Origin of the sequence: endosymbiont 'TC1' of Trimyema compressum (assembly GCF_001584725.1) — a bacterium.
Classification (GTDB): domain Bacteria; phylum Bacillota; class TC1; order TC1; family TC1; genus TC1.
In genome coordinates this window covers 336,236-361,068 of the sequence record NZ_CP014606.1, presented here as the reverse complement: position 1 = coordinate 361,068, position 24,833 = coordinate 336,236, and the positions used below count along the sequence as shown (strand labels likewise).

23 protein-coding genes, 3 tRNA genes, 1 other RNA gene and 6 pseudogenes are annotated in these 24,833 nt (G+C 32.8%); 7 read left to right on the top strand and 26 right to left on the bottom strand.

Features of this window, described 5'->3' with window-relative positions; all coding sequences use genetic code 11:
- Nucleotides 1-10: 10 nt before the first annotated feature.
- The 9 genes and pseudogenes from AZF37_RS02345 to AZF37_RS02310 form a co-directional block, all read right to left on the bottom strand.
- Nucleotides 11-811 (bottom strand): phosphatidate cytidylyltransferase, encoded by an 801-nt coding sequence (locus tag AZF37_RS02345; protein WP_162473832.1) that lies wholly within the window; start codon nt 809-811, stop codon nt 11-13.
- A 1-nt stretch (nt 812) separates the two neighbouring features.
- Complete coding sequence (locus tag AZF37_RS02340) at nt 813-1,523, bottom strand: undecaprenyl pyrophosphate synthase (protein WP_088369402.1); 711 nt, start codon at nt 1,521-1,523, stop codon at nt 813-815.
- Complete coding sequence (gene frr, locus AZF37_RS02335; RefSeq protein WP_088369401.1) at nt 1,523-2,083, bottom strand: ribosome recycling factor; 561 nt, start codon at nt 2,081-2,083, stop codon at nt 1,523-1,525. Before frr ends, AZF37_RS02340 begins: the two co-directional genes overlap by 1 nt.
- A 1-nt stretch (nt 2,084) precedes the next feature.
- The gene (pyrH, locus tag AZF37_RS02330; protein ID WP_088369400.1) at nt 2,085-2,804 is read right to left on the bottom strand and encodes a UMP kinase; all 720 of its coding nucleotides are present in this window, start codon (nt 2,802-2,804) and stop codon (nt 2,085-2,087) included.
- Between the two features lie 310 nt (nt 2,805-3,114).
- Complete coding sequence (locus AZF37_RS11365) at nt 3,115-3,318, bottom strand: SUMF1/EgtB/PvdO family nonheme iron enzyme (RefSeq protein ID WP_245612018.1); 204 nt, start codon at nt 3,316-3,318, stop codon at nt 3,115-3,117.
- An 18-nt stretch (nt 3,319-3,336) separates the two neighbouring features.
- On the bottom strand, nt 3,337-3,738 hold the full coding sequence (locus tag AZF37_RS11360; RefSeq protein ID WP_245612017.1) for a formylglycine-generating enzyme family protein: 402 nt from the start codon (nt 3,736-3,738) through the stop codon (nt 3,337-3,339).
- A 109-nt stretch (nt 3,739-3,847) separates the two neighbouring features.
- The gene (gene tsf / locus AZF37_RS02320) at nt 3,848-4,492 is read right to left on the bottom strand and encodes a translation elongation factor Ts (protein WP_088369399.1); all 645 of its coding nucleotides are present in this window, start codon (nt 4,490-4,492) and stop codon (nt 3,848-3,850) included.
- 27 nt (nt 4,493-4,519) lie between these two features.
- The gene (rpsB, locus tag AZF37_RS02315) at nt 4,520-5,332 is read right to left on the bottom strand and encodes a 30S ribosomal protein S2 (protein WP_088369398.1); all 813 of its coding nucleotides are present in this window, start codon (nt 5,330-5,332) and stop codon (nt 4,520-4,522) included.
- Nucleotides 5,333-5,801: 469 nt separating this feature from the next.
- Nucleotides 5,802-6,951, bottom strand: a pseudogene (locus AZF37_RS02310) (IS3 family transposase).
- Nucleotides 6,952-7,576: 625 nt separating this feature from the next.
- On the opposite strand from AZF37_RS02310, the pseudogene AZF37_RS02305 reads away from it, so the two are divergent.
- A pseudogene (locus AZF37_RS02305) lies at nt 7,577-7,843 on the top strand (tyrosine-type recombinase/integrase); the annotation flags it as partial.
- A 210-nt stretch (nt 7,844-8,053) separates the two neighbouring features.
- Nucleotides 8,054-8,317 (top strand): annotated as a pseudogene (locus tag AZF37_RS13080) (helix-turn-helix transcriptional regulator); the annotation flags it as partial.
- Nucleotides 8,318-8,328: 11 nt separating this feature from the next.
- Here the strand turns inward: AZF37_RS13080 and AZF37_RS02300 are convergent.
- From AZF37_RS02300 to AZF37_RS02270, 7 genes are all read right to left on the bottom strand, one after another.
- The gene (locus tag AZF37_RS02300; RefSeq protein ID WP_088369396.1) at nt 8,329-9,438 is read right to left on the bottom strand and encodes a Nif3-like dinuclear metal center hexameric protein; all 1,110 of its coding nucleotides are present in this window, start codon (nt 9,436-9,438) and stop codon (nt 8,329-8,331) included.
- Nucleotides 9,435-10,121, bottom strand: coding sequence for a tRNA (adenine(22)-N(1))-methyltransferase (locus tag AZF37_RS02295; RefSeq protein WP_088369395.1), 687 nt, complete (start codon nt 10,119-10,121; stop codon nt 9,435-9,437). The genes AZF37_RS02300 and AZF37_RS02295 overlap by 4 nt, the downstream gene beginning before the upstream one ends.
- Nucleotides 10,122-10,188: 67 nt before the next feature.
- Nucleotides 10,189-10,264, bottom strand: a tRNA-Val gene (locus AZF37_RS02290).
- Between the two features lie 2 nt (nt 10,265-10,266).
- A tRNA-Ile gene (locus AZF37_RS02285) sits at nt 10,267-10,341 on the bottom strand.
- Nucleotides 10,342-10,351: 10 nt separating this feature from the next.
- Nucleotides 10,352-10,426, bottom strand: a tRNA-Asn gene (locus AZF37_RS02280).
- A 325-nt stretch (nt 10,427-10,751) separates the two neighbouring features.
- A complete protein-coding gene (locus AZF37_RS02275) occupies nt 10,752-11,093 on the bottom strand; it encodes a hypothetical protein (RefSeq protein ID WP_088369394.1) in 342 nt (113 codons plus the stop codon).
- A gap of 90 nt (nt 11,094-11,183) precedes the next feature.
- On the bottom strand, nt 11,184-12,671 hold the full coding sequence (locus tag AZF37_RS02270; RefSeq protein ID WP_088369393.1) for a TrkH family potassium uptake protein: 1,488 nt from the start codon (nt 12,669-12,671) through the stop codon (nt 11,184-11,186).
- A 299-nt stretch (nt 12,672-12,970) separates the two neighbouring features.
- Here AZF37_RS02270 and trpB point away from each other — a divergent pair, with 299 nt between their 5' ends.
- Genes trpB through AZF37_RS02255 form a run of 3 tightly spaced genes read left to right on the top strand, consistent with a single transcriptional unit; the run spans nt 12,971 to nt 16,034 of the window.
- Nucleotides 12,971-14,185 carry a tryptophan synthase subunit beta gene (trpB, locus tag AZF37_RS02265; RefSeq protein WP_088369392.1) on the top strand — a complete coding sequence of 405 codons (1,215 nt, stop codon included), beginning with the start codon at nt 12,971-12,973 and terminating at the stop codon, nt 14,183-14,185.
- 2 nt (nt 14,186-14,187) lie between these two features.
- Nucleotides 14,188-15,690, top strand: a complete 1,503-nt coding sequence (gene thrC / locus AZF37_RS02260) for a threonine synthase (protein ID WP_088369391.1) — start codon at nt 14,188-14,190, stop codon at nt 15,688-15,690.
- Nucleotides 15,691-15,716: 26 nt separating this feature from the next.
- Nucleotides 15,717-16,034 (top strand): GNAT family N-acetyltransferase, encoded by a 318-nt coding sequence (locus AZF37_RS02255; RefSeq protein ID WP_088369390.1) that lies wholly within the window; start codon nt 15,717-15,719, stop codon nt 16,032-16,034.
- Between the two features lie 150 nt (nt 16,035-16,184).
- Here the strand turns inward: AZF37_RS02255 and AZF37_RS02250 are convergent, their stop codons facing one another.
- A complete protein-coding gene (locus AZF37_RS02250; protein ID WP_088369389.1) occupies nt 16,185-16,874 on the bottom strand; it encodes an amidohydrolase family protein in 690 nt (229 codons plus the stop codon).
- 71 nt (nt 16,875-16,945) lie between these two features.
- Here AZF37_RS02250 and AZF37_RS02245 point away from each other — a divergent pair.
- Nucleotides 16,946-18,095: pseudogene (locus tag AZF37_RS02245) on the top strand (IS3 family transposase).
- A 198-nt stretch (nt 18,096-18,293) separates the two neighbouring features.
- Here AZF37_RS02245 and AZF37_RS02240 read toward each other — a convergent pair.
- From AZF37_RS02240 to AZF37_RS12110, 9 genes and pseudogenes are all read right to left on the bottom strand, one after another.
- Nucleotides 18,294-19,580 carry an L-cysteine desulfidase family protein gene (locus AZF37_RS02240; protein WP_088369388.1) on the bottom strand — a complete coding sequence of 429 codons (1,287 nt, stop codon included), beginning with the start codon at nt 19,578-19,580 and terminating at the stop codon, nt 18,294-18,296.
- A gap of 132 nt (nt 19,581-19,712) precedes the next feature.
- Nucleotides 19,713-20,477: a YdcF family protein gene (locus AZF37_RS02235; RefSeq protein WP_162473831.1), complete on the bottom strand. Its 765-nt coding sequence runs from the start codon at nt 20,475-20,477 to the stop codon at nt 19,713-19,715.
- A 128-nt stretch (nt 20,478-20,605) separates the two neighbouring features.
- Nucleotides 20,606-20,794: a glycine betaine ABC transporter substrate-binding protein gene (locus AZF37_RS12120; protein ID WP_281178895.1), complete on the bottom strand. Its 189-nt coding sequence runs from the start codon at nt 20,792-20,794 to the stop codon at nt 20,606-20,608.
- Nucleotides 20,795-20,843: 49 nt separating this feature from the next.
- Nucleotides 20,844-21,263 (bottom strand): glycine betaine ABC transporter substrate-binding protein, encoded by a 420-nt coding sequence (locus AZF37_RS12115; protein WP_342668700.1) that lies wholly within the window; start codon nt 21,261-21,263, stop codon nt 20,844-20,846.
- A gap of 60 nt (nt 21,264-21,323) precedes the next feature.
- A complete protein-coding gene (locus tag AZF37_RS11350) occupies nt 21,324-21,641 on the bottom strand; it encodes a hypothetical protein (RefSeq protein ID WP_245612016.1) in 318 nt (105 codons plus the stop codon).
- Nucleotides 21,642-21,650: 9 nt separating this feature from the next.
- Nucleotides 21,651-22,295 (bottom strand): annotated as a pseudogene (locus AZF37_RS02225) (ABC transporter permease); the annotation flags it as partial.
- 1 nt (nt 22,296) lies between these two features.
- Nucleotides 22,297-23,428: pseudogene (locus AZF37_RS02215) on the bottom strand (ABC transporter ATP-binding protein).
- Between the two features lie 98 nt (nt 23,429-23,526).
- Nucleotides 23,527-23,877, bottom strand: coding sequence for a cation:proton antiporter regulatory subunit (locus tag AZF37_RS11345; protein ID WP_245612015.1), 351 nt, complete (start codon nt 23,875-23,877; stop codon nt 23,527-23,529).
- A 156-nt stretch (nt 23,878-24,033) separates the two neighbouring features.
- Entirely contained in the window at nt 24,034-24,162 is a 129-nt protein-coding gene (locus AZF37_RS12110; RefSeq protein WP_281178893.1) for a GntR family transcriptional regulator, read from the bottom strand.
- 481 nt (nt 24,163-24,643) lie between these two features.
- Here AZF37_RS12110 and ssrS point away from each other — a divergent pair.
- Nucleotides 24,644-24,827: non-coding RNA, 6S RNA (gene ssrS, locus AZF37_RS02205), on the top strand.
- The last annotated feature ends 6 nt before the right edge of the window (nt 24,828-24,833 follow it).

Below are 24,833 nucleotides of genomic sequence, written 5' to 3'. Positions count from 1 at the left end.
TTAACCTCTTTCAAAACATTCTTATATAAAATAATAAAATATAAACGAAACCTGATGCAAATATAACTGAATCAAAACGATCTAAAAAACCACCATGACCAGGTAACGCATCTCCAGAATCTTTTAAATTGGCCTCTCTCTTTAAATGAGATTCAAACAAATCGCCAATAACGCCAATAATAATAATAGCAATACTAGCTACAAATGCAAATAAAATACTCATTTTTAAAAAGAAATATGCAAATGTAGTTGCACCAATTGAGCCAATAATTATACCAGCAATTAACCCTTCTAATGACTTGTTAGGACTAATTTTAGGTGCAATTTTTCTTTTTCCAATTTTTTTTCCTATAAAATAAGCAAAAACATCTGATAAAACAACAGCTAGAATAATATAAACAATCCATAACAAACCATCTTTTTCTTCTCGAATTAAATAGATACCGCTAGGAAAAACATAACAATAAACAAAACCAAATAATGTTGATTTAATATTCTTAAAGGCAACAGATGGGTATTTAGCAATAACCAAAATTGCCCCATACAAAAATATAGCAAATAAACAAATAGGCAATACCCATAATGAAAAGAAATAAAGACCAATAAAATAGAGAACACCTAAAACGAGAGTGCTTTTATAAAAGGTTTCTGTTTTCTTTCCTTCATAAAAAACACTATATTCTCGATATGAAAAGGCAGTAATTATTACAATAGCTAGCCAAAACAAAAAGTCTCCAAAATACAGAGCACTTCCTAAAGTCAGTAAAAGTAAAATACCAGTAATAATCCTATTCGACAACTCTTTTGACAAGTTAAATACCTCCAAAACGTCTATTTCTACTACCATAAGAATCAATTGCTTTCAGTAGTTCCTGTTCAGAAAAATCCGGCCATAATATATCTGTAATGTAGAATTCAGTATATGCCAATTGCCACAATAAAAAATTACTTAATCTCATTTCTCTAGATGTTCTAATTAACAAAGATGGATCTGGCATTCCAGCAGTGTATAAGTAATTTTCTATTAAAGTTTCATTAATTTCATTAGGATTAATTTTTCCTTTGCTTACTAGTTGAGCTATAGCCCTTACACTATCTTTTATTTCTAAGCGACTGCCATAATTAAAGGCAATATTAAAAGTTAATCCAGTCTGGTTTTTTGTCTGTTCTTCACCTGAATCCATAGCTTTTAAAACCGAGACTTTAAGACCCTCTCTTGAACCTAAAAATTTTAATCTCACATTGTTCTCAATTAAGAAAGGTACTTCTTGTTTCACATATTGTTTTAATAGACCCATAAGAAATGTTACTTCTTTTTCAGGTCTTTTCCAGTTTTCAGTAGAAAAAGCATAGACAGTTAAATAGTCTACCCCTAACTTACCACAACTTTCAACAATTTTTCGTAAGGTATTCACACCTTCCTTATGACCGGCAACCCTGGTAAGGCCTCTTTTTTTAGCCCATCTGCCGTTGCCGTCCATTACAATAGCAATATGCTCTGGAATCAGTTTATTTGCATTCATTAAATTTCCATAATAGATGCTTCCTTGTTAGTGAGAATAACATCAATTTCTTTAATCATTTCATATGTTTTCTTTTGGATTTGATCTATTCCACTAATAATAACATCTTCAGAAACACTACCTTTTTCTAGTTTCTTTAAATCATCGTTACCATCTCTTCTTAAATTTCTAATCTGCACTTTGAATTCTTCAGCAATTTTCTTAGCTTGTTTCACAAGTTCTTTTCTTCTATCCTCAGTTAATTGAGGAATAGGAATGCGAATTACATCGCCATCATTATTGGGATTCAAACCAATATCGGCTGCAATAATTCCTTTTTCAATATCCTTAATAGATCCTTTATCATACGGCTGTACTAATAAAAGACTAGCCTCCGGTGCAGAAATATTAGCCACTTGATTAATAGGTGTTGGTGTACCATAATAAGATACTAAAACGCCATCTAATAAACCCGGAGTGGCTCTTCCTGTTCTAATGCTTCTTAGACTTTCCTTTAAAGCTTCAATAGTTTTTGCCATTCTCTCTTCAGATGTTTCCAAAATTAATTCTAATTCTTCCATATTAACCTCCTATAATTGTTCCAATATTTTCACCGGTAATCACTTTACAAATATTACCTTTTTCTGTTAAATCAAAAACGATAATTTCAATTTCATTATCCATACATAAAGAAGCTGCAGTTGCATCCATTACTTTCAAATTATTATTCAAAATATCTATATAAGACAAGACATCGTACTTTACAGCGTTATCATTAGCCTTTGGATCTGAGTCATAAACCCCATCCACCTTTTTGGCCATTAAAATAACTTCTGCATGTATTTCAGCTGCCCTTAATGCAGCAGTCGTATCAGTTGAAAAATAAGGATTTCCCGTTCCAGCTGCAAAAATTACAACGCGTCCTTTTTCAAGATGTCTAATAGCTCTTCTACGAATGTAAGGTTCAGCTATTTGTCTCATTTCAATTGCTGACATGACTCTTGTATCTAAACCTCTTTTTTCAAAAGCAGCCTGTAATGCTAAAGAATTAATGGCAGTTGCAAGCATACCCATATAATCGGCATTGGCTCTCTCGACACCCGTTTCCTGGCTACCTTTAATACCTCTCCAGATATTTCCACCACCGACAACAATAGCAACTTCTACACCTAAATGACTGATTTCACTCACCTGTGCACCAATACTATCAAGTGTCTCGGCATTTAAACCGTATGGTTCTTCTCCTGAAAGAGCTTCACCACTTATTTTTAGAATAATTCTTTTGTATTTAGCTTTCTTCACTCATTCCACCTCATTTTAATCTTCTCTAAATATTATAGCTTATTTTTCCTCTTCTGTCTCCTTTTATACACCAGTTAAAAGAAAAAATAGTAAAAATCCTATTCCCTATTTTTGAATCTCAAAATGGGCTTCCTAATTTCATTAAGGCATGAGACTTTAACTTTGTAAAGTTAAATTATTACTAGATTTTAATAACTTTACTTGTTTCGGGCAATTCTAAATCCTAAATCCTCAATTTGCAAAGAAGGGACACTACCGTCTCCTAGAGGTCGTGCCACAAGCACGACCAGCTTCTGCCCAACTGCCTCCTCTAAGAACCATAGCGTGTCTCATCATATAAGTCCCAACACCACTCCCAAACATTCCCAATCATATCATATAACTTCCAGAGATTAGGTGCTTTTTGTCTTACGGGTTGAATAGTTTCATTGGAATTGCCTTTATACCAAGCAATTTGGTCAAGATTACCATAGCGATAGCCTACAGATGTAGCTCGCGACAGGCATATTGTCACTGGGCATCTGTAGGCAATCTAAAGCCATTCTTGTCCCTTATTCCAAGTTATGTTTTCCCTGTTTTCTGAGAAAGAATAACAAGGTTCAAATCCCATTTCAATTGATAATTTATTACAAAACTGAATACTGTCATACCAAGATACATTGGTCACAGGATTCTCTCTATTGGTCTCAAGAAAAGGCAAACCTAACACAGTTGCGTATAAGCCTTCAGCCACAGGTGTTTCTAATAAATAAAATGCATCTAAATCTGCTGTCCAGGCTACTTCTTGGGCACTGCCTCTACGTCCCGGATTAGACATTCTTGAATTAAAACTAATCCATTTTTCATCGTCTCTATAATCTCGCATTATTTCTGTTCCTTTGGGAATCAAAATCATTTTCTTTTGAAGATAACTCCTTATCTTTTCATAATTCATTTATTCAGCCTCCTTCTCAATAGTAGTCATAAAAAATCTATAGCTATAATAATAAAAGAAGAGATAATGCAATATGCACTATCTCTTCTGAAATCTTTATGTAGATAAACTATTTCATCATTGATGCTACTTCATCAGCGAATTCATCCACTCTTTTTTCCATTCCTTCACCTAATTCATAACGAACAAAACGACGAATAGAAATTTTTTCTCCAATTATGGCTACTTTCTCAGTAATTAATTGGCTAATAGTTTTATCAGGATCCTTTACAAAAGGTTGTTCTAAAAGGCAAACATCTTTAAAGTACTTTTGAATTCTTCCCTCAACCATTTTATCAACAATCTTTTCAGGTTTTCCTTCATTTAATGCTTGTGCTCTCAAAATTTTCTTTTCAGATTCAATTACATCAGCTGGTACTTCATCTGAGCTTAAAAACTCAGGTTTAGCAGCAGCAATATGCATTGCAATATCCTTTGCAAAAGTTTGAAAATCATCTGTTTTTGCAACAAAGTCAGTTTCACAGTTAATTTCAACCATAACGCCTAAACGGCCACCCCCATGGACATAAGTTTCAACTAAACCTTCAGTTGCAATTCGCCCTGATTTCTTAGCTGCAGCAGATAAACCTTTTTCTCTTAAGAAATCAATGGCTTTATCCATATTCCCATCAGTTTCAGTTAAGGCCTTTTTACAGTCCATCATACCTGCGCCTGTTTTTTCTCTTAGCTCTTTTACTAAACTTGCACTAATCATAATCTATCATCATCCTTTTTCTTTATCTTAGTCTTCGGATACTATTGCAGTTTTTTCAGTTGCTGCCATTTCTTGTTGCTCTGTATCAGTAACCCCTTCTTCTGTAGCTCCTTCTATAATAACTTCTTCAATATCTTCAAAATTCTCTTGGTCAGCATTTGCATAGTGACCTTCAATAATTCCATCAGCCATTTTACCAGTAATTAATTTTACTGCGCGAATTGCATCATCATTACCAGGAATAACATAATCAATTTCATCTGGATCGCAATTTGTATCAACAATAGCAACAGTTGGAATTCCAAGTTTTATTGCTTCAGCAACTGCAATTCTTTCTTTTTTAGGATCAATAATAAAAATTGCTCCTGGTAATTTATTCATTTCCTTAATACCACCAAGAAAACGCTCTAACTTGTCTTCTTCTTTTCTTAATTCAATAACTTCCTTTTTAGGTAGCACATCAAATGTACCATTCTCTTCCATTTTCTTTAATTCTTTTAAGCGATTAGTTCTTTTTTTAATGGTTTGGAAGTTTGTCAACATTCCACCTAACCATCTTTGGTCAACATAGTAGCTACCAGAACGAATAGCCTCTTCTTTAACAGCATCTTGAGCTTGCTTTTTTGTTCCCACAAAAAGTACTTTTTTACCTTCAGCAGAAACCTCTCTTAAAAAATTATAAGCATCATCAATCATATGTACTGTTTTCTGTAAATCGATAATATAGATACCGTTTCTTGCTGTGAAAATGTAACGATCCATCTTTGGGTTCCATCTTCTAGTTTGATGTCCAAAGTGAACACCTGTTTCTAATAGTTGTTTCATTGAAATAACTGACATTTTTTCCTCCTCGGTTTTAACTTCCATTTGACGCACTATCTTTAAATACCTAACGGCACCATCTAAAGATTTGCCAAATGTGATTTTTACTAACTGCAAAATTATAACAAAAAACCTGTATATTAGCAATGGTTTTCTAAGTATATTGTCTATATTTGAAGGCTTTTTCTGTCATTGAGTTCATATAATATCATTATAACAATACTATATATTTGATTTAATCATGTTCGTTGAGGCTCGTTTTACTTTAGTTAAGTGTATTTAGGTTCATCAAGGTTTATATAATATAATATATACATTCTACCTCTTGTTGCCAAAATGTTGCCACAAAAAATCGCTTATATAGCAAAACTCCCCAAGCACATTGCCTAGGGAGTATTACCTTAAATCAGAGATTTAAATATGATGTGTTAGTATCATCATAATAGTAACTGGAAGAATGTCAATAGAGTAGATAGAAAAAGTGAAATTAAGTTTTAATAGAAGTGAAAAAATAGTCTTCTTTGGAATTAGGAGAAAGAATGTTATTAGCAGAGTGGGGACGTATAGGGGGTTGTAGAAGCCCTCAATGTGTTCAAAGCAGGAAAGCTTAATTTGAGCAAAGGAAGAAAAAGACCTACGAAGAATTTCTTCTTTTTTCATATATTTAAAAAGGACTCAACGACAGCATTGTCCCAAGGATGAGAAAGCTTAGAAAAAGATTGAATGATACCAAAAGAATCAAGGAGCTTTCTAAAGATAAAAGAAGTATATTAGGAACCTCTGTCAGAATGAAAAATAAGAGAAGTAGAAGGTTTTTGAGAATAAAAGGCTTTGATAAAAGTATCCTTAACAAGAGAAGTATCAATTTTAAGAGAGAGCTTCCAAGCAATAATTTTACGAGAAAATAAATCCATAATAACACAGAGATAAGCAAAAGAGGCATTTAAATTAATATAGGTAATGTCACTAGCCCAGACTTGATTGGGCTGAGGAACATTAAAATTTTGATTTAGGTAGTTAGGGCAATCAAAATTGGGAATAGACCTCGGATGAATAAACCGAAGTTTGATAGTAGGCATTTTAGGAAGATTCATGTCAGTCATCAGGCGGCTCGCTCTACCAATACTGATGTTGATGCCATAGTCATAGGAAAGAAGAGCCTTAATCTTAGATGGGCCAATACGTCTCTTAGTAAGATGACAAATCTCCGAGAATAAGCTGACGGAGTTTTTAATTCTCAATAGTTCTAGGAGAAAGTTTTTCCGAAAAGTATTTGTAATAGGAGCTGCGGTTCACTTTAAGGACATGACAAAGAAAAGAGATAGCGTGCTGAAAACGAAGGGTATGAACAGCCATTAATCTTTGTCTGAGTGAGGCGTGAATATGGCAATTGCTTTTTTTAAAATGATATTTTCCTCCTAGAGTCGAGCATTACGCTTTTGAAGATCCTTAATCTGCTTAGCGGTTAGAATAGTATCATCATCAATTCTAACCTGAGAATAAAGTTTAATCCACTTGTGTAAAGCAGACATGGAGACACCATATTCTTTAGAAAGTTGGGATTGAGTTTTACCGTTTTGGTGTAAATTAACAATACTTTTTTTAAATTCTTCATCGTATTTCTTGTAATTATTCATAATTTTATCCTTTCTTATGTGTCTACTTATTTAAAACATGTTTCACTTTTTCCTGTCTACTTTTTTAGTATATGTCCAAAAGGTAATAGGAATATCTTAGATTGGCAACTTATTATAACTGAAAAAGGATATTCAAAATCATATATTCAAAGAATCCACTCTCTTCTATCATCAATTTTTTATCATGCTATTAAGTATTATAACGTTACTAAAAATCCTTGTAAGGCTGTTGGTAATATACAGAATAAGCAAAAAGAAATGAAATTTTGAACTTATGAAGAATTTAAGTTCTTTATAAAAAACATTGATTCTGAAAAAGATAAATTAATTTTTTCTATTCTTTTTTGCAGGTTTGAGGCTTGGAGAATTGTTGGCTTTGACCGTGGAACGACATAGACTTAGAAAAAGGCTCTCTAAGCGTAAAAAAGACCCTTCAAAGAGATGGAAAAGGAAGCCGTCGAACATTAAAAAAAACCCCACACCCACCCCCCCACCCTAAAACACAATCAAGCGTTAGAACGCTTTTAATTGATGATTACTTAATAAGTATGTTAAAAAATTATAAAGAGAGATGTAAACAAAATATAATACTGTTTAATTTGGAAATGTTACCCCTTACTCAGCAGGTGCATTGAGTGCTAAGTTTAAAAAATACCTTGATAAATTTGAAATAAAAAATAGAATCAGAATACACGACTTCAGGCACAGCAATATTTCATTTTTAATTAATTTAGGTGTTAATGTATTCCAAATTGCCAAGAGAGTTGGGCATACTAACCCTAAACAGATATTTAAAACTTATGGACATCTGTACCCTGATAAGGAACAAGAAGTAATAGATAAAATAAATAATTGTTGCCATAATGTTGCCACAGGTAAAAATAACGGCTAGGATACCTTTTAATAGGTGTTCCTAGCCTTTTTAGTGCAGATATGACAAAATGACACCATTTGAACATAGATATCCAATATCCACTAGTTTACAATAAGTATGACCTAAGGAGGTGAAATGTATGGACAGAAAAACCCATTATGTTTTTTCTCAAAGAATACGTAAACTAAGAAGTAGCAAAAGACTTAGCCAAGAAAAACAGCCGATTACTTAAATGTTTCCAGAGGGTATTACGGAGCCATTGAAAGAGGTGATCAATATCCAAAATTGGATATTCTTTTCCACTTATCAAAACTATTTGAGATGCCAATTCATGAGCTTCTTCTCTACTTTGAAACTCCTCATTATCAACAAGAAAAAATATTATTCAAGAAAATGCTCTGTCCTTTTCTTCTTTTGAACAATGGTTTAGTAAACTCTCCCTTGAGGAGCAACAAATTCTCCATACACTCTTCATTCAAGTTAAAAAATTAATTTTTAAGTAATCAGATTACGGTGGAATACATTCCTTCTTCTTCTAAAAAACATACAGCAACAGCTAATTGCCTGCTAAGCATTTCCGACCAACCTATCAATCCCAGCCTTTCGCTATGGAAATGGCCAATGTTTCCTAAAGGAAATTTATAATACGCTGCTTTTTCAAAGTCGTGATAAGATAAATCTCCTGTCAGATAAATGTCACTTCTCTTAATTGCAAGAGGAAGGAGATGTTTCCCCGAGCCACCACAAATACTAACTCGCTTAATCATTATATCCTCTAAGGGATAAGTCATTTCAATACTTTCACATCCCAGTACCGCTTTCACCCGTTTCATAAACTCAGAAAGCTTCTCAGCTTTTCTTAGAACACCAACTTTTCCTAATCCATTTTTTTTCTCATTAAATATAATGGAATGCAAATAATAGGCAACCTCTTCATAAGGATGTACCCTTTTAAGTGTTTCAACTATTTCGACAGCCTTATTCTTAGGGATTATCATTTCAACTTTAACTTCATTTACAATAGTTAATTCTCCTACCTTGCCAATAGGACTACTATTTTCGAGACCTCTAAAAGAACCAAATCCTTTTGAAGCAAAAGAGCAACTGTCATAATTATTAAAAGCGCCAGCACCAAGACTATACAATGCTTGAAAAACAGTCTTTTCGTTTTCTTTAGGTATATAAAATTCCAGCTTTAAATGGGTATCTTTATTAATTGGCTCTAATGGTTCCATTTTACTCAAGCCAATAGCTTTACCTATATAATAATTTAAGCCCTCAACATGACAATCAAAGTTTGTATGTGCAACATATAAACCAATACCATTTTTGATAAGTCGAAGTAGCAAATGACCTTCCCTTGTCTTTGAATCTATAGTTTTTAAACCTGACAAGGTTAACGGATGATGACTAATAATAAAGTTAGCTTTTTGGGCAATAGCTTTTTCAATAACAGACTCAGTCAAACTCAAAGTCACAACTATGTTAGTGACTGCTTCTCTATCCGGAGGTATAAATAAACCATTGTTGTCCCATTTTTCACTTAAATAAATAGGATATTTTTGATTTAAAAAACCAACAATATCTTTATAGGATTTATTTTTATCTATCATCGATAACCCTCCCACATTTTAATTTTTTCAATCGTGTCTTTTTTTCGTTGCTTCAAAAAGGCATTTTCAGTCCCTTTTGAAACGCCTTTTAAGATACCTTCCAATGTTTTCACTTCATAATCAATATATTTTTCATAAAGTGGCCCTTTCTTTTCAAATAATAAAGGACCAATTTCTAATAAAAAATCATCTTCCCAAATCCACTTTCCCCTCCTAGCTACTATGATAACATATAAATGATCATCCTCAACAATTTCTTCTTCTGTAATGGTCCAACCATTATTTTTCAAAAATTTTCTTACTAATTCTGACTCTGTCATAGGCTGTAAAATAAGTTTATCTAATTCATTAACTTTACTTAAGCTTTTTTCTAAGATATCTACAATAGTATAACCACCCATACCTGCAATAACAACTGTATTTACTTCTTTATACAAAAGGGGCTCTAATCCATTACCTAGGCGCAATGTTAAAACACCTTCTAAACCAAATTTATTGATATTTATTTGTCCACCCTCTAAAGGTCCATTTTTTACATCAACACCTATACCTTTTTTAATCTGCTTTTTTAGTACAGATTCAATAAGTAAATAAGCATGGTCGCAACCAATATCAGCAACTACCTCATCCGCTTCAATAAATGCTACTAAGGCTTCTAATTTTTTATTGATTCTCAATTTCATCTCTATAAAAGCTCCTTTAAGTAAAGAAAAAGCACCTTGGCATAGCCAAGGTGCTTTTTCTTATATTTGGTGGGCGATGACGGGATCGAACCGCCGACATCTTGCTTGTAAGGCAAGCGCTCTCCCAGCTGAGCTAATCGCCCATTGGTGGGCCCACCTGGTATCGAACCAGGGACCAACCGGTTATGAGCCGGTAGCTCTACCCCTGAGCTATGGGCCCGAATAAAATTTGGCTCCTCGAGTAGGACTCGAACCTACAACAACTCGGTTAACAGCCGAGTGCTCTACCATTGAGCTATCAAGGAATACCTTAACGTCATGACGCAAGAATTATTATATCTATAAATAAATGATATGTCAATACATTTTAGAATTTTTCTAGTATTTTTTTATAACTTGAGAAAATAACTTTAATTGCTTCAACATTTATTATTTCTAGCACAAACAAGTAAATAAGAATTATCTTCGACACAAGCATTGACCAACTTATAACATCAAAGATGAGCATTGTATTAAAATTATTAAAACTTTGCATACTTTGAAATTTCAGCAATTTTATGGATTAAGGTTTCAAAAGAGTCTTTATCCCAAAATCTTGAGTGCATATATCCATTAGCAACACTATTCCGATTATCTCCGGTGTCGGATGACCCTGAAGCCATGTAGTAAATTTTTATACGTTCCAAAGCTAGAACATATTCTGCATTTTTTGTTTTCATTAATTGCCAGTTCTATTAAACCCTTCCCCACCTTACGGTGTTTAGGATTACCTGACTCATCTAATACTACAATTCCATATTTAGAAGTTGTTGAACGAATAAATTCTTCCAAATGTGTATAAGCAAAAGGTGTTAAAACAGCAAACGATTGTGGAAATATATCATATATATTCTGTACGACACCCAAATCAGGTAGCCAATTCCTAAAGTGAGCATAGTTCATTATTTCCGCAAAATCATCCCTTATATTCATAAAACCACCTCAATTTATTGATTTTACTTTTAATCTTTTTCAAATTAAAAAACGATACAGTGAATTATAATAGCCAATGATATAAAACTACTATTTTTTTAATGATACAACATTTTTAACATCTTTTAATACTTTTAGAACAGCAATGAAAATCACATAAATTTCCAAGCGTCCCATAAGCATCCCAACAATTTCTGTCCAAAGTGCTACCGGAGGCATATCTGGAGTTGTTACTCCAATAGTCAAACCAACCGTACCCACGGCTGACGCAAATTCAAAAAAGCTATCTCTAAAACTATAGCCTAGAGTCATTAAAATGGAAACCCCAATTGAGTACGTTAATAAAAAGATAAATATATAAGAAGCAGCCTGAGACACTAGTCTATGGTTAATATACTGCTTGCCATCTGACTTCATAACAAAGTTTTCAAAAACTAAACGCTGTGGTTTCAAGTTTCTAGTAATATTCCAAATTAAATTTTTCAGTAACACTAAAACTCTGAAAACTTTTATACCACCTGAAGTAGAGCCAAAACAACCACCGATTAGCATCAGAAGAACTAATACAAAAACTGGAAAATTAGGCCAGTCCCAGACAGCTGAATAACTAAATCCAGTTGTACTAATAGCTGATACAATATCAAAAAAACTTGCTTTAAAGGCTTCTCCTAAGGAACCATAAAACTGGCTTAACCCAAAGAAAACTACTATGGGAATTGCCGCAGCAATAAAAAGTATGAATAAACGAATTTCGCTAACATTAGTGAATCTCTTAAATTTCCCTTTTAATAATAATAAATGACTACTAAAACCTAAAGACCCTAAAATCATTAAAATTATGGAAATTAAATATATCAAATCATTATTATAATAAGCAATACCATCTGTTTGAGTTGAAAAACCACCTGTAGAAATTGCAGCCATGGCATGATTAATTGAATCGAATAAAGGCATTCCAGCTAGCGTATAAAGCAAGGCTCCTCCAATTGCATAACCTGAATAAATTGCTAAAATCACACGGGTTGTCTTACCTAAATTCGGCATAACTCTTTCTACATGACCTTCTGACGTAAATAAACGAACACCAAATCCCGTTGATAAAACTGACAATACTACTAAAACAATACCAATCCCTCCAAAAAATTCAGTAATACTTCTATGGAGTAAGAATATTTTAGGAATATTTTCCACATCAACAACTGAAAGACCTGTTGAAGTCCAACCACTAACCATTTCAAAAAAAGCTAGTGGAAATGTTAACTCCTTAGCTAACATAAAAGGTATTGTAGAAGAAAGTGGAGCAATTATCCAAGTTAATAAAACTAAAATAGTATCTTGGCGAAATGTTAAATACTCTTCTCTTGTCGCTCTAAATAAATAACGGAGAAAAAAGCCACAGGCAATAAAAACAAGACCAGGTACTACAAAATACATAATCTGATTGACTTCCTCTGGATAAAATAAACAAGATGCAATCGGTAGTAATAATACAAAACCAAATACTATTAATAAAGTACCGCCAAATCCAAATACACTTTTATAGCTATTAACAATTTTTTTATCAATTTCTAACTTCATTACATTCACCTTTACTCTTAATGTTAAAAGCGCTATGTTTTCTCTGCTCTAACATCTAATATTATATGATGACTCGCTATTAATTATAGCATTAAAAATATAAAATAGCATACCTTTTTTAAGGGAACCCTTTGTTCCAAACAAAACAATTTAAGCCTAGTCAAATATCATATAGTCAGTATTTTGATTTGCCATAATCCAAACCATTAACAAAGCCTTAGGAAAAGGATTTAATAGTCAAAAGTTAATATTTTTGGTATACTTATGGGTAGTATAATTAGAATTTTAGGAGGCCAAAAATGGAAAATAAAGATGGATTATATGGTGTATTTGGAGGTAGCCATATTCCAGAAGATTTAAAAAAAGTACTAAATAAAATAGGTAGTGAATTTCAAAAAGCAAAAAAAGATGCTTCTTTTTTAGCAGAATTCCAATACTATCTAAAAAACTATGTTGGTAGACCAACACCACTTTTCCTAGCTGCGAATTTAACTAGAAAACTAGGTGGTGCTAAAATATATCTTAAAAGAGAAGATTTAAATCACACTGGTGCTCATAAAATTAACAATACATTAGGGCAAGCACTCCTTGCTAAAAGAATGGGATTAAAAAGAATTATTGCCGAAACAGGAGCAGGTCAACACGGTGTTGCCACCGCTACTGCTGCTGCTTTATTCAATATGAATTGTATTGTATATATGGGTAAAAAAGATGCTGAAAAGCAACCCCTCAATGTTCAACGGATGGAACTTTTAGGTGCTGAGGTTGTCATAACAGATACTGGAAATCAAGATTTGAAAGCTGCTGTTGATATTGCCTTAGATGATCTTGTAAGAAATGCTGATGATACATTCTATATTCTAGGTTCAGCAGTAGGACCAAATCCCTACCCAGCTATGGTAAAATACTTTCAATCTGTCATCAGTCAAGAAATGAAAGAACAAATGATAGATTTTGAAAATAAGCTACCCGATTATGTAATTGCTTGTGTAGGTGGAGGCAGTAATGCTATTGGTGCTTTTGCAGAATTTATTGGTAACAAGCAAACTAAATTAATTGGCATTGAGCCTGGCGGACTAGGTGTCGAAACCGGTTATCATGCTTCTCCCTTAGCACAAGGAAAAAGAGGCATTATTCATGGCTATGAAACCTATGTTATGCTAGATGACAATAATGGGATTCTGCCTTCTTATTCAATTGCTTCTGGTCTTAACTATCCTGGCATTGGTCCAGAACACAGTTATATGAGAGATGCAGGATTAGCAAAATATACATCTATAACCGATGCGGAAGCCCTCCATGCTTTCAGAAAACTCTCTCAATTTGAAGGCATTATACCAGCAATTGAAAGTGCTCATGCTCTAGCTTATGCTATGTCTATTGCTCCGACTTTGTCAAAAGATACTGCTATTGTAGTCAATCTATCAGGTCGTGGCGATAAAGATATGGACACACTACCGGCGTCAGAAGCATACAGCTTACAATTACAAAAACAAATTACAAAAGAGGTATAAATATGAGATATACGACAACAAGAAATACTGATGAAAAAAAAATGCTATCCTCAAGTCAAGCTATTTTAAAAGGACTTGGCAATGATGGTGGCCTCTATATTCCAGAAACAATTCCCTCCTTTTCACTTACTGAAATTGAAGCTCTTAAAGATAAAAACTACCAAGAAAAAGCAATGGCAATATTTAAAAAATTTCTCACTGATTTTACAGGTGAAGAATTAATTAATTGTATAAATGGTGCCTATAATCTAAAATCCTTTTCCAATATTAAAGTAACACCACTACATAAGTTGACAGATAAAAATCATGTTCTTGAACTATATCATGGACCAACTTGTGCTTTTAAAGATGTAGCTTTACAAATATTGCCTTACTTTTTAACTACAAGTGCTAAAAAAAATTGTGATAAACGAACTTATGTAATTCTAGTAGCAACTTCTGGAGACACTGGAAAAGCAGCCCTTGAAGGTTTTAAGGATGTTCCTGGCGCTAAAGTTTTAGTATTCTATCCCAACAATGGAGTCAGTAACGTTCAAAAGCTCCAGATGGCTACACAAGAAGGCAAAAATGTAGATGTTTTAGCAGTTGAAGGTAATTTTGATGATACCCAAACAGGTGTTAAAGCATTATTTTCCAATATGGACCTCCGTCAGAAATTAGAGGATAACAACTATACTTTTTCCTCTGCTAACTCTATTAATTGGGGACGCTTAGTACCACAAATTGTTTATTATTTTGAAAGTTATCTATCTCTGGTAAATGAAGGTACCCTTAAAACGGGAGCACCATTGAACTTTAGTGTACCTACTGGAAATTTTGGAAATATTTTAGCAGGCTATTTTGCTAAGGAAATGGGTCTGCCAATTAAAACACTTATTTGTGCTGCTAATAGCAACAATATTTTAGATGATTTTATTAAAACAGGAACTTATGATAGAAATAGACCTTTTCATAGAACAATGTCACCCTCTATGGATATTCTAATTTCTAGTAACCTTGAGAGACTCCTTTACCTTCTGTTTGATGGTGACGGAAACTTAGTTAATACATTAATGAAAAACCTTAATGAAAAAGGGGCTTACACTATTCCAGATAGACTATTAGAAAAAGTTAAAGGGTCATTTTGGTCAGATTCTTGTTCTGAAGAAAACACCCTATTAACAATTGAGAATACTTATAAAAAATATAATTACTTAATCGATACCCATACGGCTGTTGCCCAATTTGTCTATAAACAATATCAAAAATCAACTAAAGATACAACACCTTGCGTCATTGTTTCAACAGCTAGCCCTTACAAGTTTAACAGTAGCGTTGCTAAAGCTCTAATGAAAAATACAGAATCAGTTGATGAAATTACACTGTTAAATAAGGTCAGTGAATTTACAGGTGTTCCAATTCCTAGAAGCCTTGATAACTTGGATAAAAAAGAAATTCGCTTTAAAGATATTATTAATAAAGATAAAATGCTACAGGGTGTTCTAAATTTCTTAAAACTTCAATAGGTAAAGAAATACTATGATTAGAGCATATGAAAAAAGATTTAGATTTATTAATGAACATCTGGCTTGATACTAATATTAAGGCCCATTGTTTTATTTCAAAAGACTACTGGCTTAGTCAATTTGACAATGTAAAGAATACCCTCAATAATGCCATTGTTTATATCTATGAAGATGAAAACTGTCTGAAGGGATTTTTAGGATTACTTCCATCTTCCCATATAGCTGGTCTATTTGTTAAAGAAGTGTATCAAAGGCAAAGCATCGGATATCAACTTTTAAGAAAAGCTCAACAGAAGAATAGTTCGTTAACATTAGCAGTCTATAAAAAATACTCAAGCACTTAACTTCTATCTTAAAAATAGGTTTCAAATCACTAATCAAAAAAATTGATTTTAATGGAGAAATTGAGTATCTTATGAAATGGCATCAATAAAAGAAACAGCGGCTTTATGAAGTCACTGTTTCTTTTATTGATTTATTTAACTTTAACCTCATTACTCATATTTCTTAATATTTTTTTGATACACTTGGTTGGCATCTTGAGCAATATTATCTTCATTAATATTCTGTAATTTTCCATCTCTATAAACAACAACCCCATTAATAAAAGTCATATAGACATGATTATGGTACCCTGCTTTTGCCAAAAAAGCAGAAGGATCTTCTAAAGCACCAACCATTTCAATTGGACTAACATCAATTAAAAACATATCTGCAGCTTTGTTTACTACTAAAGAACCTATATCATCTCTACCTAAAATTTTTGCTCCATTCACTGTTGCTTTTTTCAAACAATCATATGCTGTTGGCGCTAGAGTTCGCCCTAATCCTCTTGAATTACACTGTAACAAATAGGCCATTCTTAAAACTTCTATTAAATTAGAGCTATCTTGAACACCATAACCATCTGTTCCTAGGCCAATATTAATCCCTTTCAATTCTAACTCTGAAAGGTCTAAAACCCTGGAGCCTAACATCATTTGAGGTATTGGACAATATGCAATACTACCTACTGACTTGCCAATTATTTCATATTCTTCATCAGTAAAATAGTTGCCATGGGCAAACCATACATCGCTACCAAGTAATTCTAACTCCATTGCCCAAGCAAGTGAACGTTTACCATATTTAGCAAGCATAAAATCAATTTCTTCTTGTGCTTCTGCTAAATGCGAATTGGACATATACTAAAAAAGTAGACAGGAAAAAGTGAAACATGTTTTAAATAAGTAGACACATAAGAAAGGATAAAATTATGAATAATTACAAGAAATACGATGAAGAATTTAAAAAAAGTATTGTTAATTTACACCAAAACGGTAAAACTCAATCCCAACTTTCTAAAGAATATGGTGTCTCCATGTCTGCTTTACACAAGTGGATTAAACTTTATTCTCAGGTTAGAATTGATGATGATACTATTCTAACCGCTAAGCAGATTAAGGATCTTCAAAAGCGTAATGCTCGACTCTAGGAGGAAAATATCATTTTAAAAAAAGCAATTGCCATATTCACGCCTCACTCAGACAAAGATTAATGGCTGTTCATACCCTTCGTTTTCAGCACGCTATCTCTTTTCTTTGTCATGTCCTTAAAGTGAACCGCAGCTCCTATTACAAATACTTTTCGGAAAAACTTTCTCCTAGAACTATTGAGAATTAAAAACTCCGTCAGCTTATTCTCGGAGATTTGTCATCTTACTAAGAGACGTATTGGCCCATCTAAGATTAAGGCTCTTCTTTCCTATGACTATGGCATCAACATCAGTATTGGTAGAGCGAGCCGCCTGATGACTGACATGAATCTTCCTAAAATGCCTACTATCAAACTTCGGTTTATTCATCCGAGGTCTATTCCCAATTTTGATTGCCCTAACTACCTAAATCAAAATTTTAATGTTCCTCAGCCCAATCAAGTCTGGGCTAGTGACATTACCTATATTAATTTAAATGCCTCTTTTGCTTATCTCTGTGTTATTATGGATTTATTTTCTCGTAAAATTATTGCTTGGAAGCTCTCTCTTAAAATTGATACTTCTCTTGTTAAGGATACTTTTATCAAAGCCTTTTATTCTCAAAAACCTTCTACTTCTCTTATTTTTCATTCTGACAGAGGTTCCTAATATACTTCTTTTATCTTTAGAAAGCTCCTTGATTCTTTTGGTATCATTCAATCTTTTTCTAAGCTTTCTCATCCTTGGGACAATGCTGTCGTTGAGTCCTTTTTAAATATATGAAAAAAGAAGAAATTCTTCGTAGGTCTTTTTCTTCCTTTGCTCAAATTAAGCTTTCCTGCTTTGAACACATTGAGGGCTTCTACAACCCCCTATACGTCCCCACTCTGCTAATAACATTCTTTCTCCTAATTCCAAAGAAGACTATTTTTTCACTTCTATTAAAACTTAATTTCACTTTTTCTATCTACTCTATTGACATTCTTCCAGTAGCTTCTGTTTCTGTAATGGCTATTTTATTATTTCATTTCCGATTTTTCTGCATATATATTTTAGATAATTTTAATTATAACACAAATTACATCAGTAATTTTTATATTTTAGATTAAAAATGGAGTGTTAATAACACTCCATTTTTATTTAATAGAAATTAACATAAACCTTTTTTAAGCATAATATTTAAAATTATTTTATCGACTTCAACAGTACCATCATTAGCCAAGCTACAGACATTATCAATTGTTTTTTCTGGATCAGCTTCCACAATACCTTCTGTAGAATGAACAGATAAGCCTTCAACAGCTAATATGGCTGCTTGCACAGCAGCGTTTGTACACGTTGATACCTTAAGCGCACATCCCGCTTTTGCGCCATCACAGACCATACCAGTAACATTGCCTAGCATATTTTGAACCGCATATTTTACTGCTTCTAAATTGCCATCTAATAGGTAGGCAATACCACAACTGGCCCCTGTACCTGCAATAGTAGCACCACATAATGCAGAAAGTACGCCAAATTTTGATTTAATATATATTGTGATTAAGTGACTCAAAAGAACCCCTCTGATTAATTGGTTCTCTGTAATCCCTATTTTTTCACCAATAGCAACTACAGGTAAGGCGGCTAATATACCTTGGTTGCCACTACCTGAATTACTCATAACACTTTTTGTAGCGCCATCCATTCTAGCATCAGACCCAGCAGCCGTTAAAGCCATGGCTCTATTAGCAAGATCATCTCCTAGAAGTCCTTTTTCAATATACATGGCAATATTTTTACCAACGCCTAAACCATGGTTGTATTCTAAGCCTTCCATAGCAATTTCCTTATTTAAAGAAATACTTTCTCTAATTATATCTAAATCATTTATATCACTTTTATTAACAAATTCCCAAATAGTATTAAGATTCATAAAATCATAACTAGGGGTAGCCTCTACAAGTTCTTCTCTGCTTCTCTTATTAATAATTTCATTTCCATCAACTTCAATTAAAACCACATTAGTATGACCATCTTCAATGACTACTCTACTTTGAGATATTTCCGTTGTTACTATAATCTCTATGTAAAGTTTTTTCTTAGAAGAAGCAACATTAACAGTCACCAATCCTTCTGAAACCATACTTTTAGCATCTTCTATATCCTGTTTTTTTAAGCCTGACAAAACTTCTAATTGTTGCCCAGCATCACTATTTAACAAGGCTCCTAAAGCTGCCGCTAAATTAATCCCAGAACTACTAGTACCAGGTATAGATACAGCCATGGCATTTTTAATCACATTACCACTGGCATTAACCTTAATATCTAAAGCTTCTTCTCCTTTAACATATTTCATAGCCAAGGCAGCACCATAAGCTATAGCAATAGGTTCTGTACAACCTAAAGCAACCTTTAACTCTTTATTTAGAACATCTAAAAACTTCTTAGTTTCCATTAATTATACCTCTATTCTTTACGGGCTTATGTTATTAGCTTCTTGCTTTAGTATAATATTATCTCTAAACAAAGTCAATTAAGAGACAAGAAAAAGTCTTTAAATAAGAGGTTCTCACTTAATATCTTTATTTTACTTACCAATTATAAATGTTTTAATAACAGCTAATCCCTCTCTCAAATAATCATTGAGAATAGACTGGGTAAAAGAGTCACTGCCTATGCCTTCAATATTTTTAAACCCACTTCTATCAGCAATAATACTGGCTCTTAGTACATGAAAGTCATTGGTAATAAAAATAGTATTATAGGAATTTCCATTGTACTTCTTATCAAGTATTTCCTTTGAAAATACAAAGTTTTCATAGGTGCTTTTTGATTGACTTTCCATAATAATTCTATCTTCAGGTAATCCTTTTTCAACTAAATAGATTTTCATAGCTTCTGCCTCAGAAATTAGCTCATCAGCCCCTTGTCCTCCAGAAACTACCATAATTGCATTTTTATTTTCTTGGTTAAATTCAATTGCCTTATTTAATCTCTTCTGTAATTGAAGAGAGGGTTTTGCCCCATTTAAACCAGCTCCTAAAACAATAACTGCCTCAGCCTTGTAGCTAGGCACCTTATTCTTATTAATTTGAACATTAATTAAAAGACCAGCCATAGCAAGTAAATAGAAACTAATTAAAGCAATCGCTATAATTTTAAGTACTTTCCCAACCCCTTTTCTTGTTAACCTTTTTAAAGGTCTTTGAAAAATAACTATTAAAATCAAAATAACCCCTATAATTGCAGGTAAAATGACACCTAAATTGAAATTAACTATTTTTGAAATATTTATAGTTTGAATGATAAGAGTAAAACCAGTTATTAAAATAATAATGTTAATAATAATCATAAGAATTTTCTTAATAACTTGCGAGCTCCCTTCAAGATAATTGATATTAGTATACCATAGTTTCATTTTAAATATAAATAACCTCTGGAATTCCAGAGGTTATTTATATTTTTGATTACTGAATAATACTAATTATTTTTCAAAAGATTATTGGAAACTAAGAAGCCTCTTGCTACATTAGCTGGTCTCTTATTTAATTCATCTGCTCTATAATTTAAATCTGTCATAACCTCATTAGTCAAGTAAGGACCCAACTCATCCATAACAGGAATAATTTCAGGATGCTTTTCTAAAATCTCACCTCTTACAATAGGCATCGCATAATAAGGAGGGAAGAACTTTTTATCATCTTCTAAAACAACTAAATTAAACTTTTTTAATTAACCCATCAGTTGTAAATACATCCACTGCATCACTTTCATTATTCATTAAAGCAATGTAACGAGGCCCTCCATCAACACCTAGTGTTTTCTTAAACTTTAAATTATATAGTTTTTCAAGACCTAGTAGATCATCTTCCCGATTTAAAAATTCTAAAGTTGCAGACAATACTAAATCCCCTGATACTTTTTGTAAATCACTAATAGTTTTAAGCTTGTAAGTTTCAGCAGTATCAGCTCGTACACCAATAGCATAGGTATTATTAAAACTAAATTGTGTCAACACATCAATATTGTATTTTTCTTTATATTCTTTTTTAGCTGTTTCATACACTTTTTTAATATCTGAAATAGGCTCATGCTTTAACACATCCCCATATGCAGTACCTGAATATTCCACATACATATCCACTTCATTACTAGTAATTGCAGCAAAGTTATTTGTTGTGCCTCCTAAAGATGGTTTTCAGTCTACATTAATATTAGTCCGATCTTCAATTAAATCTGAAATCATATGACAGAGAATTTCCTGCTCCGTATAATCTTCACCACTAATTATAATTGAGTTTTCTTTTTGTTCTGATTTATTAACACCATAAATAATGCCACCTATAACTACTGCTACTACTGCTACTACTGCTACTACTGCTACTACTGCTACTACTGCTACTACTGCTACTACTGCTACTACTGCTACTACTGCTACTACTGCTACTACTGCTACTACTGCTACTACTGCTACTACTGCTACAATAGCAATCGTTCTTTTAATAATAGGATGCATTCTTGATTACCCTTTTGCTTTTGGTTGTAGGCTCTTAGGCGTAACTGCTTTTTCAATTATTGCAAATATATAATCAATGAGTAAAGCTAAGATACAAGCAGGAATTGCACCAGCTAAAATTTGGTAGTTATTAACAGTCCTAATACCTGAAAATACAAGATACCCTAAGCCACCGCCTCCTACAAAAGCAGCAATAGTAATCAGACCAACAGCTGTAACTGCTGACACTCTAATACCAGCCATAATAACTGGCAATGCTAATGGTATCTGAATTTTTCTTAATATTTGATTTCTTTTTAAGCCAATGCCTTTAGCAGCCTCAATCATCTCTGGATTAATTCCTTGAATGCCAATATAAGTATTTTTAATAATAGGTAACAATGAATACAATACAACCATTACCACTGCTGGTAATGTTCCAATACCGAGAAAAGGAATCATAAATCCAAGTAAGGCGATACTAGGCACTGCTTGAATAACACTTGCCGCTTTTAAAACAGGTTTGTCCAACTTACGTACATAAGCTATTAGAATACCAATAGGCACCCCAATAATTATAGCTAAAGCTACTGCAATAAAAGACAAGAAAAGGCGTTGAATGAGTAAAGTAATAATAATATCCATATTATTTTGAATGTATTCAATAAATCCCATTTCATACCCTCTCCTCTTTACTATGATCAATAAATTGCTCACTAAAAGTACTGATTAAACTACTATTGGTTACAAGTCCAATTAAAATCCCCTGGCTATTAACAACAGGAACATTAGAAACGTCTACATTATTTATAATCCCAATAACATCTACAAGAGAATCATCAGCTGAGACCCAAGAAAAATCTTTTTTCATTAAATCACCAGCTGTTAAATTGACATCAGCAGAACGGATATTTTTAGCATTTAAAATTCCTAAAAGCTTATGCTTTTTGTCTACAACCATAAGACTTTCCGTTTTAAACTGTCTCATTTTTCCATAGATTTAATCACTGAGGTTTCTAAACGACAGGTTACTGGATTTTTTATCATAATATCTTCAGCCTTAATTATTTCTGGAGAAGCCCAGATTCGATCTTTACCTAAAAAGTCACTAACAAATTGATTTTTAGGATGTTTCAATATATTTTCTGGTGTATCAAATTGTACAATTTCACCTTCATTCATAATACAGATTTTTGAAGCAATTTTAATAGCCTCATCCATATCATGGGTAACAAAAATAATTGTTTTCTTAAGTTGAGCATGTAAAGAAATTAACTCATCTTCTAATTGATTTCTGGTAATTGGATCAAGAGCACTAAAAGGTTCATCCATTAAAATAAATATCAGGATTAGTAACTAAAGCCCTAGCAACACCTATTCTTTGCTGTTGTCCTCCACTTAATTCATTGGGATAAGATTCCAAATAAAGTTCTGGATCCATATCAATCAATTCCATAATCTCACTAATTCTGGCCATTATCTCTTCCGCTGAATTCTTTTCTAGCTTTAGAATTAACTCTAGATTCTGTTTAATAGTCATATGGGGAAACAAACCTGTTTGCTGTATAACATACCCCATGCTTCTACGCAACTTAATAGGATCCATTGCCCATAATATCTTTGCCATTTAAATAAATAGTACCACTGGTAGATTTTATGAGTCTATTAATCATCTTTAGTGTTGTTGTCTTTCCGCAACCACTAGGACATATAATGGCAATAAAACTACCATCTTCTATAGTTAAGGACATATCTTTTGAAACAACTTCTGATTTGTACTTCTTACTTACATTTTTGAATTCAATCAATGTGAATCACTCCCCTCATAAATAAAAGTAACAACTTATATTAAAATATAAGTTGTTACTTAAGTCAAAATTTCATGACGCACAACTATATTTTATTTTTAAATTTTATCAGAATATAAAAAGCTGTGTACCAGACCATAAGCATTTTTATTCCCAATAAAATAGATAATATCCTGTTCTTCTAAAAGGGCATAAGGACCAGGGGAAATTAACAAATCACTACCCCTTTTTATAGCAATTACCGTGGCATTAGTATGATGCCAAAATTTTATATCCCAGTAATTTTTACCTAAATACTGAGCTTCCTTCTTTAAAGTAATATCAAAAGGCATAAAAGGATTTGTAAATCTTAACCTGTCCACTCTCTCTAGTAAATCAACTAAATGAACTTTAAGCAATCTGTTTTCATTTTCCTGTTTTTCAACAATATCCGAAATTTCTTTTTTCAATTCTTTAACTGTTTTAATTTCCTGAAACTGTTCAACAAAAGCAATAGCTTTCTACTTGGAAATAATTGTAATACCACTGCCTTTAACGCTCTTCACAATACCCATGTCCGCTAAAATGGAAATGGCTCTCCTAGAGGTTTCAGGACTGACACTATATTACTCCGCCAAGGTAGAGCGAGCAAAAAGTTTATTTCCTTCTTGATATTCACCTGTTACTATTTTAGAAGCAATATCAACAGCTATTATTTGATAGATAGGGCTTGTTACAGTTTGCTTCCTGTTCATTCAATCACTCCTTAATTTTTATTTCTATTTTTGCTACTATTATACTATAAAGTTAGCTAAAACCCCACGGGCAATAAAAAGTAAAAAAGCAACCATAATATAGTTGCTTTTTTACTTTCATCAATATTTAATTATATAGTGTAATCAGAGATTACCTTGGTTTGTCTAAGAAATTGTTTTGTTTTTCCTCTTTTATTTTAAGAAAAACTTCTTTTGGAGAACTTTCTTCAATAATTTGTCCTTCATCCATAAATATTATTCTGTCAGAAATCTCAAAAGCAAATTGCATTTCATATGTTATTATTAAATACTGAACCTGCTGTCTAATAACACTTAATACTTCTATTTGCTAGCAACATTACTCACTAAATTAATTCATTATATATATGTCTTTTATAAAATAAAAAACACCTATTGAAATTCTCTGTTGACCTATTCAAATTATTATCGTATTATTAATAAACAACAAAGATTTGTTCTTTAAACCCTGCTGGGTCGTGTGTCGTTTATTTAATTCCGCAAAGTAATTAATGGGAGCTTAGCCTCTTTGCTCAGGATTGCAGACCTCCTGGTTTACCAGATGAAGGAAGCGTGAAGTTCAAAGGAGAGCACCCACCTGTCATAGACGGGTTTTAAGTGACGGCATGCGACCAAACAGGGTTTAATTTTAA